This is a genomic window from Mucilaginibacter sp. SMC90 (assembly GCF_022811725.1).
Classification (GTDB): domain Bacteria; phylum Bacteroidota; class Bacteroidia; order Sphingobacteriales; family Sphingobacteriaceae; genus Mucilaginibacter.
On record NZ_CP094527.1, the window covers coordinates 8,059,827 to 8,074,122 of the forward strand.

Genomic DNA, 14,296 nt, shown 5'->3' on the forward strand with positions numbered 1-14,296 from the left:
TCATCCTTCCTAATCAAGCTAACAACCCAAGTGTTTTAAACTGGCTTAGCTCATCGGTCAATCTTTAGCGAACGTCACACTTGCTCTCAACTCTAATCAACATATGCCCTCTCTAATTAACAAACGTGCTTCAGGACGTTGTTAGCCTACATTTATACAACATTCTCTAATGAAAACTCTAATATATAACATTATCATACCATATAATATTAGAGATGATATTGCTATAGACACTATCACCACAGTTATTAAGTTCTTATTGAGGTTTAGCTTAAACGTTTAATCCCAATAAATCACAAAGTCGCTTTATATAACGGATAATAGTAAGACAGTTAAATTTTGTTAAAATCTTTTGCCAGACTATATGCAATTAAAAGATTAAAATTATATTTCCATTATGGATAATAAGACATGTTTAGTCATCACCTCAGTTTTACTGTCTTTTCCAATCAGTTTAACAGCACAGCAAAGAACGCCTTTGCATGGTCTTATTTCAGCATCAGATTCAACAAAAATATCTGGCGCAAAGATTATTAACAAAACGTCTAAGGACAGCACAATCAGTGACAATACGGGAGGCTTCTGCATTAGAGCAATAATAGGGGACACTTTATGTATATCAAAACAAGGTTACACCTCATTTAAGCTTTCTATTGCAAACGTCAAGTATCTTGAAGCAAAACTTCAGAGGGTTGTTGATCTTTCCGAAGTAACCATTCGAGCAAAATCTGTTAGACAGGAGCAGATGGAAGTAATTGATCAATATCGCAGTAAAGGTATTTACTACAATGGTAAACCTCCATTATCTGCCTATCTTCCGCTCCCTGGTGGGACACCGTTAACAGTTTTACATGAACTTTTTGGAGGAGACACCAAGAGGGAAAAACGATTTATTCAAAACGCAGAAAAAGAAAGGGAAACGATTGAAATTAATCGTCGCTTCAATGTACCCCTTGTTTCCAAGATGACCGGATTAACAGGAAGAAAGCTAAATGATTTTATGGATGTCTATCGGCCAGACTACCAAAAGTGCAAGAGATGGTCTGATTATGAAGCTATTACCTATATAAAAAAATGTTACAACTCATATCAAAACGGTAATACAATGAGTGAATACAAATCTCCATTTAATTAATGCTATCTAAGTTTAAGACAACGGTCTCACAATTACAATTGGATTTTGCATTTTCCTATCTCGTAGCTACTGGAATGTACCTAAAAGTTGAACTGAACTAAATAGCTGACACTGAATCATTGATTGTCCCATGGTGATATTATCTGTTAAAAACCCCCATGAACACCCCGAATCCATACTGGACATGATATCGTACAACTTCCCATTTTGATCTTTAGCAATTAACGTCAAAACAAGTGATCTGCTGTCAATCATATTTTTGTTGATAAAGACAGAATTTGATACGTTAATATTAATCGGAGTTGTTGAATTATTGGAAACCCCGGATAGCAAGGGGCTATCATAAAGTATTTCTGAATTAGTCAAAAGGCCGTTTTTGATGGTTTCGCCGGCTTTGTAAACCTGCATCCGCACAAATAAATCAGCCGTCGGGGATTCAGGCCAAACGTAATTGAAATGATCTATCTGGTTCGGCTTTGTGTTCCAGTAAACTTTGTTTAGGATAATGTTTTTCAAAACCCTGTCTTGTACCACTACTGTTTTTGAAAGCGAGGCCGCTTTTCCATCGTTGGCTGTAATCGTCAATGTAACCTTGTAATTGCCGGATTTGGAAAATGATAATCCGACATTGTTTGTTGTCGCAGTGGTGCCGTTACCCAAATCCCATTTAACCGAGGCTGCCGATGTAGAGGTATTTGTTAGCTGTATACTATCACCCGTCCCGATCTTAAATACAACGGTATCCATGTGATTAATGTAAAAGCTGGCTTTTAACAAAGGTTCAGGGGTATTCTGTTTTTTACAACCAACATTGATCAGGATAAGAGAGGATAAAATTACTATGTAAATCTTTCGCATTGTTTAGGCTTCAGTTAAGTCCAATGCAATAATAATTTTATTACCTTGAATTTCAATATCAGCTTCGTAACAAGATTTAAACAAAAGTAAATTAAGTTAAGAAAAAAGCCCATGCCATGTCTCTATTGATTAACAATTTAAGCTATAGGTTTATCTTAAGAAAAAATAGTAGAAGAGGTTAACCACCAATTTCTAGCTTAGGCTCAGGTTGATATTTAAGTAACTCATCAGGTGCGATTTCAAGTACTTTCGCTATATCGATCAACCTGGAAAGCGTTAATTTTACGTTCCCTATCTCGATTTTACTAAAAGTGTTTTGAGAAATTCCCAATTTATAAGCCATATAATATTGGCTGTAATTATTTGCTACTCTAATTGCACGGATACGACTGGCTACAATTTCTTCAGTAAGCATTTTTCTTGTTAATCTTTTAACAAACAAACGCAAATTGCAATTCACCGGTTTTTGAATGAATAAAGCTAAATGGAGTATAGGCTTTCATTTCAAAAATACTATCGTATCAGGGTACAAAAAAAGCGTTCATTGAACGCTTTAATCACATAGGTAGATGTATATATTAGGCTGCAATAAGCAGTAGAAAGAACGCGTTTCTGATAGCGGCATCTTTTGTTGGATGTGTCTTACGCATATCGTTCTCTAAAATAACATTCAATTCCCGGTCTGTTTTTTTTAGCAATGCCGAGTATTTAGCGGTGGTTGTTTTCATGTTAGTTTGATGTAGATATGTTTCAATTCTATAAATATTGTGCCAAACATCATAAAAAGGAATTGAACTTCCGATGACTATCGATATGTATGTTTTTTCAGACGATGCTTGTGGCATTTCACCTTGTTTATTCAACGGGATTATTGGGGTTTTAAAAACGCTTACAATTGAATTCGCAGATGTTACCTGTCATAGGGAACGCTAATCATGAAAACACCTTCATTTAATAAGGAACTTGTTTGAAATCACCTATACCTAAAACCCTATGCACTTTGGTTTCGTTAAAATAGATAGATAAAGCGTATTTATGAACGGATCGGCAGTTGACCATGTTCTCTTTAATATTCGTGTCATTAGGGAAAACCGGAACTATACACTGGCTTATGTGAGTAAAAAGATGGGATTGAACGAAGCCGTCTATGATCTCATCGAACAGGGCGTCATAAAAATTACATTGGAGCAGCTCTATAAGCTTATTTATGTATTAGATACGGATGCAGATTCAATTTTCCAAAGGAATACGATGCGAGTAGTTAAATGCCGCTGTTGGCTTGATATGAAAGATGCGGTCTGAGTACTTCGTATGGCAGTTTTTGCTTTATTAAATCCTTATGCTCTGAGATAATAGTGGATATTTCGAAGCCGTTGATCATTGCGTTCCGGAAATATCTTCTTCAAATTCTGGCACACTTTGACCAGGCTATCTGCCAGAACCACACATTTTAAATTTAATCGCATTAACACAACTCATTGGTCAAATGGGCCCGAAACAGTATGGTCAAGCATTACAGAGAGGCAACCGTTGTCTCAGCATAACTTATTTTGCGGTGTATTTAATGAGGATACCCTTTAAGGAGAAATTTAATAACGTTAGAACCGTTGAATGCCGTTATCTCACTTGTTTAATATTCAGGGTGAGCATTTGTTAATGCCTCTTTCAAAAACTATTTTTAAAATGTAAAAAATTCCATGGCTATTCAAAAATGCTATCGAGAGACATTTCAGGTAACCATAACATTTAGCTCTTGAAAAAGCAACAGAAAATTATCAATAAGACTTAAGTCAGCAATTGTTCGTTAAGCGTAAACGTAAATTTCCCTTCTAATCTTAATGAGGTCCCATCATCTCTGAAAATCATTTTGCCGAAAGAACGTACCCATCGTTCACGAGTTCCATTTATTGGCATGATCTTATAAACCATCGTGAAATCGGCTCCTGTATTTAAAGAAATATTCAAAGCAGTTTCGACTTGCTTCCTATAGTCATCACTTACTAGATTGAGGGCATCATTCCATGTTAACTTCGTTCCTGGAGTATACCCGCGAACCCTCAAGCCGTATTCAGATAAAGTAAGTTCACCACTGGACGGATCAATCGACCAATCCCACAATTTCTCATCATATGATACGGTCAATTCTAAACACTCTAAAATATCTGTTAGCTGGTAATTGAGCCTGTCATATTTATTGTAAGATAATTCTAATTCCTCACCTAAAGTCAGTAGCTCAGTTTTTAACGAAGCATTTACTGCTTCCAAATTTTTGATTCGCTGATATAGGTATTCATAGCTGGGTAGTTTTTCATCAGTATCAATCTCATCGTCAACTGCAAGTGGATTCATCAACGCACCGCGTTTTCGCCTCACTAAAAAAATATTAACCAATAGAAGGAACAAAATAAAGCTGTAGAACAGCATATTCTGTATTGGTGAACCCACGCTGAGGGATTCAATGAGTGGTTTGAAGATGTGGAGGACGTTATTATTCATGACAAGGATCGGCAGCTTAGTTATTCAAAGATAATTTTTAACTACAGCTAAAACAACCCGTTTAAACACCCATTCACCGTTTAATTACAACACTGTGATTAACTCTTGGTTAGTATTGTTGATCAAAAGTTGAGCGTTATTGCAACTGCGATATTCACATCGATGGATAGACAGTTATCGAAACTCTTGATAGTATTTTCGATAGAAAATATGGTTTAGGAATTACGTTAACTTTTTGATAAATATTCGGCTAAATTAATCCACAACGTGCAAAGCTTTAATCATTATGTCCAATCACATCCAGATATGATTTAAGCATAATAGATTATGTTAAAGCAAACATTTTTATACGAACGATCCTTATAAGATCACTTTATGGAAAGAATTATCTACGTTCTCTTATTATCCACTTTGACTTTTAAGCTGTATGCACAAAATACTTCTTCAGATACGGCACGGAAAATCAATATTGCGGATACCCTAAAAAAAGATATTTTAACAGCACCGGACACCGTAAGGCACCTGCACAGTAAATCTATAACTTTAATCCCACCTGCGGTATTGATCGCTTATGGTGCAAGTTCTTTTGCGTTACATCCATTGCGACGATTGGATCGTTACATTTACAAGGAAGCAGGAGAGCATAATTTTGCAACCAGGAGCCATATTGAGAATTACCTACAATATGCTCCCCCGGTGTTAGTGTATGGGTTAAATCTCGCTGGAATTCATGGCAAAAACACTTTTATCGATCGCACTTTGATTTACGTCATGGCCCAAGGTATGTTAAACATCAGCACCTTTACATTGAAAAAAGTAACGCATAGGTTAAGGCCTGATAATAGTGATTATAACTCATTTCCCTCCGGCCATACCGGCAATGCCTTTGCCGGGGCCGAATTTATGTCGCAGGAACTAGGTGATAATTCAGCTGCCTATAGTGTCATTGGATATGCATTCGCGACCACGACAGGGATTTTCAGGATCTATCATAAAGATCACTGGTTCAGTGACGTGATAGCGGGGGCAGGCTTTGGCATCTTATCTACAAAAGCAGCATACTTGTTATATCCTTACATCCGAAATAATCTTTTCAAAGCAGGTCGTGAAAAGGAGAAAAACAGAAATCTTCCTAAAGAATTTCAAAAAAAGAAAAAAGAGGGCAGCAGTTCTATATTATTGCCATCACTCAACAATGGAGCGTTAGGCCTGCACTTCGCCATGTCTTTGTAGCTGAAGATTAAAACAGCTGATGTTTCAGTAAGCTTTTAACATGTTTTTTAACTTATTAAACGAGTCTCCTCGGCATTCTAATATTTTTTATGAGCTTTTGAAAAGTCCCATCTATCCAATGATGTGTTATTCTGCAGGATAAATCTTTTTACAATGCTCCTTCTAAGTACATTTACAATTTTTCTTTTGAAAGGAGACTTGTTAAATTAAATCGGCAAAGAATTCCTTTATATCGATATCAAACGCATCGAGCAGCGCCAACATATCTTCTACTAGAAAGTCTGATAACCCTTCCTCTATAGCGATAACCGTTTCAATCTGAATCCCAGTTGTTTCAGCAACCTGCTCTCTCGTAAGCGAACGATATGCCCGCTCAAGTGCAAATTTATGTCCGGCTTTGATTCGAAGCGCGCGCGCTTTGGCTTTTTCATCCATAAGGTAAAAGGTTTTTGATAAAGATACAGTGATCTGGGATTCTACAACGATTGGTTGTGGAAAAATAACAACCCCATTGCAAAAAGTGGGAATCTTTTAATCCAGGTTAAAACATAAAGCCGGGCATTAAACCGGCTTTATGTTTAATTTACTGAATGAAGATTAGGCATAATGACAATGCCATAAACCAATAATATATCCTGATTTAGGAAATGTTTTACCTGATTAAAAAAAGCGTCCCAGCCGTTTTAACATCAATAACACTACAAAAGGCCGGAATTTCCAGCCCTTTGTAACCTATCTTCTATTTGTTAGAAGTTGTCTACGCAACGGATTTTTAACACTGTGTATAACGTTTTGTTTGATAAAATTTTAGCGAAATATATCTTATTGCCCAACTTCTTCAAGCAGGCGTAATGCAAGAATATTACTGACATCGAGCCAATCCTGTAGTCGTTTATCGGTACATACCCAATTAGAACGCTCTGCATCACGGACAAAGATAAAATAACGTGTTTCGTCTGCCAGGTATACGAAATGAGGTGTCCATAGCCCTGGTCCTTTACCAGTTGCTATGACAATAACATCGACATGTTCATTATAGCCCGAAGGTAAAATTGTCCGGGCAGTAAGGAATGCGCGTTGCAAATCGGAAATCATTCCGAAAGATAAAAAATCTTTAACTTTCAGCCATCTTGAACCAAATGAATTGGTTTATAAATTCAGGCGCTCTCCTCTAAATTGCCCCCATCATAATTTTCCAATATTCCTTGCTGGTAAAGTTTCGTGATATCCGTTTCAAGTACCATTGCGATTAGAAAAAGGCGTTCAACCGTCAACAGAGTGTGACCCAGCTCCATCTTACTGTAAGCGTTTTGACTAATTCCAAGTTTCGCTGCCAAATATCCTTGCGAATACTCTTTTTGTTCGCGAATGATACGTATATTCTTTAATATTGATTTTACCCGCTCCTGTGCTGACTGTTCCATGTATTGTTAAATTACTGATCTTCATAATTCGCAAGAATATGAAGAGTAAGCCGTAGCATACAATTTTGAGACCTATTTTACCCCTATTAGGAATAATAGAAATAAAAAACAAGGCGCGAATATTTTGCTCATTATGGGGAGCCTATTACTCACGTAATAAAGCTGGTAATCAATTCATTACTTACTTACTTACTTACTTACTTACAGACTTCCTAAATACCAGCTTAATGCCGTTTTGCCAATATTTTGCTAACGTGATGACGCTGAAAAAGTGAATAATATAAATCAATATCTTGAACTTTTGATTATTCATGTCCGAACTTTTAACATTTAGTACGCATTGCATCACTAAAGGTTACGATCGCTTCGGCAACGGTAAAGGCAAAGCTATTATTGCAGGCCAGGTCCGGTCGGAATTAATATGTCAGTTGGAAGATAGCTATGCGGAGAGATTTATTAGCGGATAATGAAGATGGTAGGCATACCAGCGTATTGCCGCGTGTAATGGTGACAAGTCTTCATACTGATAACGGATCACCCGAAATACAAGCGAACGCATTCCGATAACCGCACAAAGTACTAGATCGTCTTGCATAGGTGAATAATCCTTTTTTTCTATCACGACAAGCCGGCAATCCAGTTCAGGAATGATGATGACATCTATGCCATGACTTGCTACTAAATGGTAGGTATATGCTTCCATATAGTATAGCATGCAAAGTTTATTCCATTGCTATAAGGATAGAAGATACAAGGTCATACCCGTTAGGTAATCGATAGCGCAATAGTATCTGAAATCGTCTTTCACAGTCTTAATGTCATTTCATACCTGCAATTTCCTCACTTATTATAATCAATATCATAATATTCTAACATTTGTGATTACCCACCGTATAAAGTGCAAAGGGAATGATAGATGGGCAGCAGACCAGGTACGACGGAATTTACCGTAAGAAAAGAACAATTTGTTTCACGGCTTGCAGTGTACGATATTGCCAACCAATCTCTTTTAGGCTTATATCACTATACCACTCTCGCTGAGTGCTTTGAAATGGTGATTGCGCACAGTAGCTTCGGCCTCCCTTGTTTCCGTTTAAAACAGCAAGCAAACGTCGTATTGCCTATAGAGGTCCAGCGCCTCGCGCTGATGCTGTTCAAGAAATGTCTGGGTACTTTTGCATTGTAAAAGTCGCGTATGTTTCAAACCTAAGTTAATTCCATTAAATCATCGATGGTGCTTACTTTTTGGGAATCAATCCGATGCTCTATCAACTCTACGACATCGACCTCCAGCACCGCCGCTATTTCGATAAGGCGTTGAACGGAGAGCTTGCTATATCCGAGTTCAAGCTTGCTGTATGCATTTTGGCCGATGTCAAGTCGGTAAGCCAGGTAATCTTGTGAGTAATGTTTGCTTTCCCGTAGTTGTCTTATGTATTCGAGAATTGGTGTAATTTGATCTTTAATTTGTTCCATAGATAGCCAAAGCGCATAGAGCCAAAAGCTCTAAACCAAGAAACATAACCTGCTGAACTAATAATTGTTTTGCAAATATTTTATCGGTAAAAAAATTCTCCTAAAATGAATGTTATTGAAAGAAGTTTGATTCCAGACCGAGCAAATTTAACTAAATATTAATTATTGAGACATATATATTGTCTGTTTTTCCTAGAATGAAATATTGCATTGGTTTAAGCACTCCGGTTCCAGGGCATTCCGGTTTTGATTGAAATCAGGTCATTGCCTGTGTAATTGTCATTGGCAAAAAAACAAGCCCGAGCCAAAAGGCACGGGCGCAAAATTAGTGTATCGGAAAATATAATGCCAGTGGACACTAATGGTGTCGTAAGAAGCATGTGTTTAAGATGTGGGTAACTATAAAGAGAATAGTGTTCTACTATCTTTTACGGCGAAATAGATAACAAGGTTGCCAATGTAAGAAATGATGTTTTTGACTAAGGAAGATTGCTATATTCTTTATCCCGCTTTCTGTTTTTGCAGTTCACAAAATGCCGGATAATTTGCATACCCACAAAATATGGCAAGCACGTCCTTGGTAAAGCGGGAGGGTGGGAATTTCGATGACAGATAGCCGTAAAGCCTAAGGATTGTCGTTTCTGAAAGCTGATACTTAGTGAAGGACAAAACGGAAGCGGCGACGTGACCTGCGTGAAAAGGCGTCATCGACGTAAGCGAGCATTTGGCAAGCACCGACAGTTTCAGCGCTTCCAGGCAGTGTGAAAGAGGAGACATTTAGGTTTATTTTAAAAGAAAATACGAAACGTCTGCTCTGCTGGTTTTCCTATACAGAGATAAATTTCCAACCTCATGAAGACCCCTATGCGAAAAAGAATAATTGTCGTTGACGACGATGATGACATACTGCAAATTATTCGCTATGTCCTGGAAGAACATGGCATGACCGTGGAGGCAGTTAGCGATATCGTTTCTTTTGAAAAGTTACGTCAAAATACGGCCGATTTGATTTTGCTGGATGACTGGCTTAATGATGGCCTCGGCAGTCAACTTTGTAAAGGTCTGAAAAACAATAAGCATACAGCAAATATTCCCATCATACTGATTTCTGCGGCAAACAACTTAGCAGAATCTGCTAAAGAAAGCGGTGCGGACGATTTTCTGTCAAAACCTTTTGACATAGACGATCTTTTAACCAAAGTTGATTTATGGCTGTACGAAAAAGTGTTATCTTAAACATTCCAACATTTTAGCGAGGAATTTATTAAAAAAAAGACCACATTGCTATCAGCAACTTGAACGAATATTGAGCGCATAAATAACCGATTGATACCTTTTTACACCTGCTATTCAACAGAAATCAAACTTTGGAAGTTAATTTGCATTCAAATCTTAATTACTCCACTATGGCTGGTATTAATAAGGTGTTTTTAGCCGGTCATTTAGGCAAAGACCCGGATTTACGTTATCTCGATAATGGCGTCGCCGTCTCATCCTTCCCACTTGCAACATCGGAAATAACCGGCAGAGGGGAGCAGCAAAAAGCTGTCACCGAATGGCATAACATAGTCATGTGGCGATCTTTGGCGGAAAGGTCAGTACAGCTAAAAAAAGGTCAACTTGTTTATATCGAAGGGAAGATACGTACACGAAATATCATAGATCGAACTGGCCTTAAGAAATACGTAACGGAAATATCGGCTGACCACTTTGAAGTACTCGGCGGACAATGTTCCTAAGTCAATCTACCGTATTAAACAAGCGTTGCTTTTCTCAATTTAGATTTCGGCTGTTACTGGATTTTAGTAACCTAAAGTGGAGTGCTTGCTCTCACTTTAGGTCGCTACAGGTTTTTAGCTTATAAGCAGCAATACGATTCGCTTATATGTTGATCGGTGTACGCACTGAAAAGGCTTACTTGTTAACGACTTTGCCTCATCATTTGATCCTCACCTCGCATTCGGTTTGCTCGAAAATACATAGCACGTTAGCTTCGAATTTCCCGGCGCATGAATAGATAATATGCCAAACCAAAACAACAGGTCACCGAGGCTAACAGGCCGCTGAATTGTGGCCACACCACCAGCAGGCTCTGGGTAAACGGCAATGGCGAAGGAATTGCACCCGCCATTTGTTCCATCGTCAGCGGCCCGAGACTCCGAACTGATGGCATGAGCAGCGTTGTAACCGCATCCGTGTAAAGCTGATTAGGAGATATGCGCAGGATGTTCAACACAACATCGTTATAGGCAATCGCCTGCTCCTGGGTAAGTTGTGCAGCGTCCGGCAACAGCGATCTCAGCGCCACGTTAACCAATATCTGGTAAAACACTGTAAAAAAAAGCCAAAGACCTATACAGGTGATAGCCGAAGTGGCAGCTTGTTTGAATACAATGGAAAGCGTCATGGACAAGGCCAGCCAAAACGCGACATAAGTGATTGTGACGAAAACAAAACCAGTAATTCTAAGTACCTCGTCGGGTTCCATCCTTACGCCCGTCAAGATAAGGCCTGCACCGATCATCAGTAACGCGAGAACTATAAATAGACTGCTTATGATCAGCAGGGCGCTGCTGAATTTCGCGAGCAAAAGGTTATCCCGGTAGACCGGCTGGGCCATGAGCCGTATAAGTGTACCGTTGTTCTTTTCAGAATTGATGGCATCAAAGCCCAAACCGATACCCAGCAAGGGTGCTAAAAAACTCAAAAAAATGTGAAAAGGCGGAATGGTGTTATCCGTTACTGTCAGCAACTTAAGATAAAGAAAATTCTGATCCGGATTAGGGAACATAGCGCCAGTTGGCTTAATGTTTGAAAGCGAAGTATAAATAGCAGCTATAAATGTCAGGACAATCAGTGCAACCAGGACAATGAAGCGCCAGCTACGTATATGGTCAGTTGTTTCCTTACGTAGCATCACAGCGAACGCGCCCCTCTCAGGCTGTCCTTTTGTAATCACTTTTTCCGGTTTGGGTTTCAAAATATCTTTGATAAATATCGTCAAGTCCATAATTTTTTTGATTTACACTGATGATGTTATGATCATTTTCGACTAAGAAACGTACCAGGGACGGGGTAATATTCCTGTTGCAGCTGAACACTATCGTTTCACCCTGATATGAAATATCATCGATGGCGTCCCAGCCCTGCAGCACCCGTTCCGGTGGCCAGGGATGGCTTAAATGCTCGTCGAGGGCAATTGAGGTAACATAGCCGTTCTTTCCAAATAATTGCTCAGCAAGCCGGGGCAGGTCTCCTTCTGCCAGAAGCCGCCCCTCTACAAATATACCTACCCGATCACAGACCTGCTGTACATGATGTAAATGGTGCGACGATAGTAAGACGGTCAGGCCCTGTTCCCGGCTCAGCTTCCTAATCAACACTAAAAAATCTTTAACGCCGGTGGGATCGATCCCAAGCGTAGGTTCATCTAAGATGATCACCTCCGGGTCCTTGATGAGCACTTCCGCAAGGCCCAGACGTTGCTTCATGCCCCTGGAAAATGTGGCAGTTTTTTTAAGCCCCGCCTCGTTCAGCCCGACAAGCTCAAGCACCAATTCTACTTTATGCTTAAGCTGATGTTCTGCCAGGCCATTAAGCCTACCGATATACAGCAGGTTGTCCAACGCGGTCATGTGATCATAAAAGCCAACACTATCCGGCATATAGCCGACTTTCGTCTTTACTTTGATGGGATCGGTGGTAGCATTATATCCGCATACCAGTGCTGATCCTTTGGTCGGTTCGGTCAGGCCCAGCATCATGAGTATGCTGGTGGTTTTCCCCGCTCCGTTAGGCCCGAGCAAGCCGAAGATCTCTCCTTTATTTACCTGCAAATTTAAATTATCGACAGCCAGGTGACTGCCGTAGCGTTTAGTCAGGCCCTTTAATTGTATGATAGGAATTTCCATCTGCATATATCGATTATCTTCGGCCATATTTACGAATAAGGTAATAAACGATACCGATAGCAACGAGAATGACGGTTATACCGAGCCAACCAGCCAGTAGCGATGTTTTAACACTAAGCCTGAAAGCCGCCTGGGAATTTGTACTGATGTTCGATGCGGTGATGGTAGCGGCATAGTCCCCGGCAAGTGTCTTATCCGGCACTTTGAGGGTTAGTGTTATGTTTTGAGATTTTGCGGGCTCCAGCGCGGTGATATTGGCCGGTTCGAAACTCGCTTCCCATCCTGTCGGCAACTGATTGGAGAAGCTGATATTGCTGAGGGGCAAGGTGCCGGAATTTTTGACAACCAGTTGAAGCTGTTTTTGGCTTCCGGATGTAACATCCTCACTTAACCTGCCTGTCGGTGTGGTTAGGGTCAAACCATAGGTACCCTTGACGACCGCTTCGAGCGTCAAAGCTATCGTATCCTTACCGGAAATGGCATCAATCGGAATTTTATATTTTCCTGGCTTGGCTTCCGGTGAAGCATTGATCTCGACGGAGATATCCTGCGATTTGCCTGCATCTACACTGATAGAAGTCACCTGGCTGCTTTCGGCTTTGAAGGCTATGATCCAACCAGGCGGAAGCACGGTCTGTAAGTCATACAAATGTGTTGTGGACGATCCGTTTCGTAACGTCGTGCTGTAGCGGAAGGTTTCGTTGGTCGCCGCTTCGATGTTCACGAGCTTGGCGCTGAACCCTGATCCGGAAATCGACTGAGCGGGCAATTGCTGTGCATGACTCATAGAAGAAATAAGAATTAGGAAAAGGAAGAGGGTGGTCTGGCGTAAGACGCCTGATGGTGTTGTAGATAATTTAATTAACATAATTCAACGACTAGAATGATTAATAATAGCTTTCAAAAAATGCTTCGAAAAATTTGTTTAAGGATTAAAAAATGATGGTTCAAATAAAAAAACCTCTTCAAAATCCTGCAATAGGTTTAACATTTTTTAACAAATGAACACGAGAAGTAGCAAACCGAGGCATGGCTGATTTTATAATATTGGAAGCAGAAACCACCATATTTAAATGTCAATACTTCTTCCTCATCTTTAAAATAAATCATCGTGATATTATATTTGTAAAACGAATTATCATGCAAGCTGGAATTTTATCTACGGATCTATCGATTTTAGCTGAAGCGGTCAATGCTTCGAGCAATAGCGTCATAATCACTGATCATTCCAAACCGGATGACCCCATTATATTTTGCAACCCTGCTTTTGAGAGACTTACGGGCTATACGAAAGACGAGGTCATAGGTCGGAACTGCCGTTTCCTTCAAGGTCATGACCGATCTCAAAGTGCCCTTAGCCTTGTTCGGGAAGCAATAAGCGAAAGTAAAAATTGTACTGTGGTGCTGAAAAATTACAGAAAGGATGGCGTGTCATTTCTGAATGAGCTATCCTTATCCCCAGTCTTTGACAATGATGGAAAACTATTACACCTGGTGGGTATACAAAGAGAAGTGCCCTCACCTTTTGACGGCTCGTTGTATGGACGGCGATCATGGATCAGCCATGAGTGGCGTACGCCTTTAACCACGATAAAAGGAACACTTCAAATCTTGCAACGCAAGGGGTTGTCGTTAAATCCGGTTTTCCTGCACAAAAGCCTCTCGTCCGCGCTTCAAGCAGTCGAGCGGCTTGAGCAATTCGCAAAAAGATTGACCAGATAAATAATGCTTTAGTGCGTTACCTATTTGTCAAACCCAAACCA

20 protein-coding genes are annotated in these 14,296 nt (G+C 39.7%); 7 read left to right on the plus strand and 13 right to left on the minus strand.

Features of this window, described 5'->3' with window-relative positions:
* Nucleotides 1–397: 397 nt before the first annotated feature.
* Nucleotides 398–1,135, plus strand: a complete 738-nt coding sequence (locus MTO98_RS33850; RefSeq protein WP_243484195.1) for a hypothetical protein — start codon at nucleotides 398–400, stop codon at nucleotides 1,133–1,135.
* Between the two features lie 66 nt (nucleotides 1,136–1,201).
* Here the strand turns inward: MTO98_RS33850 and MTO98_RS33855 are convergent, their stop codons facing one another.
* The 3 genes from MTO98_RS33855 to MTO98_RS33865 form a co-directional block, all read right to left on the minus strand.
* Entirely contained in the window at nucleotides 1,202–1,993 is a 792-nt protein-coding gene (locus tag MTO98_RS33855; RefSeq protein WP_243484197.1) for a PKD domain-containing protein, read from the minus strand.
* Nucleotides 1,994–2,171: 178 nt separating this feature from the next.
* The gene (locus MTO98_RS33860; protein ID WP_243484199.1) at nucleotides 2,172–2,408 is read right to left on the minus strand and encodes a helix-turn-helix domain-containing protein; all 237 of its coding nucleotides are present in this window, start codon (nucleotides 2,406–2,408) and stop codon (nucleotides 2,172–2,174) included.
* Between the two features lie 163 nt (nucleotides 2,409–2,571).
* A complete protein-coding gene (locus MTO98_RS33865) occupies nucleotides 2,572–2,721 on the minus strand; it encodes a hypothetical protein (RefSeq protein ID WP_243484202.1) in 150 nt (49 codons plus the stop codon).
* 307 nt (nucleotides 2,722–3,028) lie between these two features.
* On the opposite strand from MTO98_RS33865, the gene MTO98_RS33870 reads away from it, so the two are divergent.
* The gene (locus MTO98_RS33870; protein ID WP_243484204.1) at nucleotides 3,029–3,295 is read left to right on the plus strand and encodes a helix-turn-helix transcriptional regulator; all 267 of its coding nucleotides are present in this window, start codon (nucleotides 3,029–3,031) and stop codon (nucleotides 3,293–3,295) included.
* A gap of 483 nt (nucleotides 3,296–3,778) precedes the next feature.
* On the opposite strand, the gene MTO98_RS33875 is transcribed toward MTO98_RS33870, so the two are convergent.
* Complete coding sequence (locus MTO98_RS33875) at nucleotides 3,779–4,489, minus strand: PAS domain-containing protein (protein ID WP_243484205.1); 711 nt, start codon at nucleotides 4,487–4,489, stop codon at nucleotides 3,779–3,781.
* 375 nt (nucleotides 4,490–4,864) lie between these two features.
* On the opposite strand from MTO98_RS33875, the gene MTO98_RS33880 reads away from it, so the two are divergent.
* Complete coding sequence (locus MTO98_RS33880) at nucleotides 4,865–5,722, plus strand: phosphatase PAP2 family protein (protein ID WP_243484207.1); 858 nt, start codon at nucleotides 4,865–4,867, stop codon at nucleotides 5,720–5,722.
* Between the two features lie 201 nt (nucleotides 5,723–5,923).
* On the opposite strand, the gene MTO98_RS33885 is transcribed toward MTO98_RS33880, so the two are convergent.
* From MTO98_RS33885 to MTO98_RS33900, 4 genes are all read right to left on the minus strand, one after another.
* On the minus strand, nucleotides 5,924–6,157 hold the full coding sequence (locus MTO98_RS33885; protein WP_243484209.1) for a helix-turn-helix transcriptional regulator: 234 nt from the start codon (nucleotides 6,155–6,157) through the stop codon (nucleotides 5,924–5,926).
* 387 nt (nucleotides 6,158–6,544) lie between these two features.
* Nucleotides 6,545–6,817, minus strand: coding sequence for a hypothetical protein (locus tag MTO98_RS33890; protein ID WP_243484211.1), 273 nt, complete (start codon nucleotides 6,815–6,817; stop codon nucleotides 6,545–6,547).
* Nucleotides 6,818–6,879: 62 nt separating this feature from the next.
* The gene (locus tag MTO98_RS33895; protein ID WP_243484213.1) at nucleotides 6,880–7,146 is read right to left on the minus strand and encodes a helix-turn-helix domain-containing protein; all 267 of its coding nucleotides are present in this window, start codon (nucleotides 7,144–7,146) and stop codon (nucleotides 6,880–6,882) included.
* Between the two features lie 439 nt (nucleotides 7,147–7,585).
* Entirely contained in the window at nucleotides 7,586–7,849 is a 264-nt protein-coding gene (locus MTO98_RS33900) for a hypothetical protein (RefSeq protein WP_243484215.1), read from the minus strand.
* Nucleotides 7,850–8,062: 213 nt separating this feature from the next.
* Here MTO98_RS33900 and MTO98_RS33905 point away from each other — a divergent pair, with 213 nt between their 5' ends.
* A complete protein-coding gene (locus tag MTO98_RS33905; RefSeq protein ID WP_243484218.1) occupies nucleotides 8,063–8,332 on the plus strand; it encodes a hypothetical protein in 270 nt (89 codons plus the stop codon).
* Between the two features lie 20 nt (nucleotides 8,333–8,352).
* On the opposite strand, the gene MTO98_RS33910 is transcribed toward MTO98_RS33905, so the two are convergent.
* A complete protein-coding gene (locus tag MTO98_RS33910) occupies nucleotides 8,353–8,622 on the minus strand; it encodes a helix-turn-helix domain-containing protein (RefSeq protein WP_243484220.1) in 270 nt (89 codons plus the stop codon).
* 501 nt (nucleotides 8,623–9,123) lie between these two features.
* Nucleotides 9,124–9,399 carry a hypothetical protein gene (locus tag MTO98_RS33915; protein WP_243484222.1) on the minus strand — a complete coding sequence of 92 codons (276 nt, stop codon included), beginning with the start codon at nucleotides 9,397–9,399 and terminating at the stop codon, nucleotides 9,124–9,126.
* Between the two features lie 87 nt (nucleotides 9,400–9,486).
* Between MTO98_RS33915 and MTO98_RS33920 the strand changes: the two genes are divergently transcribed.
* Nucleotides 9,487–9,858, plus strand: coding sequence for a PleD family two-component system response regulator (locus MTO98_RS33920; RefSeq protein WP_243484225.1), 372 nt, complete (start codon nucleotides 9,487–9,489; stop codon nucleotides 9,856–9,858).
* 170 nt (nucleotides 9,859–10,028) lie between these two features.
* Complete coding sequence (locus MTO98_RS33925) at nucleotides 10,029–10,361, plus strand: single-stranded DNA-binding protein (protein WP_243484227.1); 333 nt, start codon at nucleotides 10,029–10,031, stop codon at nucleotides 10,359–10,361.
* A gap of 248 nt (nucleotides 10,362–10,609) precedes the next feature.
* Here MTO98_RS33925 and MTO98_RS33930 read toward each other — a convergent pair whose 3' ends face one another.
* From MTO98_RS33930 to MTO98_RS33940, 3 genes are read right to left on the minus strand one after another with little or no spacing between them, the layout of a single operon-like run.
* Nucleotides 10,610–11,632, minus strand: coding sequence for an ABC transporter permease (locus tag MTO98_RS33930; protein ID WP_243484229.1), 1,023 nt, complete (start codon nucleotides 11,630–11,632; stop codon nucleotides 10,610–10,612).
* Nucleotides 11,559–12,560: an ABC transporter ATP-binding protein gene (locus tag MTO98_RS33935; protein ID WP_243484231.1), complete on the minus strand. Its 1,002-nt coding sequence runs from the start codon at nucleotides 12,558–12,560 to the stop codon at nucleotides 11,559–11,561. Before MTO98_RS33935 ends, MTO98_RS33930 begins: the two co-directional genes overlap by 74 nt.
* Entirely contained in the window at nucleotides 12,547–13,401 is an 855-nt protein-coding gene (locus tag MTO98_RS33940; RefSeq protein WP_243484234.1) for an NEW3 domain-containing protein, read from the minus strand. The genes MTO98_RS33935 and MTO98_RS33940 overlap by 14 nt, the downstream gene beginning before the upstream one ends.
* Before the next feature lie 179 nt (nucleotides 13,402–13,580).
* On the opposite strand from MTO98_RS33940, the gene MTO98_RS33945 reads away from it, so the two are divergent.
* Complete coding sequence (locus tag MTO98_RS33945) at nucleotides 13,581–14,255, plus strand: PAS domain-containing protein (RefSeq protein WP_243484236.1); 675 nt, start codon at nucleotides 13,581–13,583, stop codon at nucleotides 14,253–14,255.
* Nucleotides 14,256–14,296: the final 41 nt, after the last annotated feature.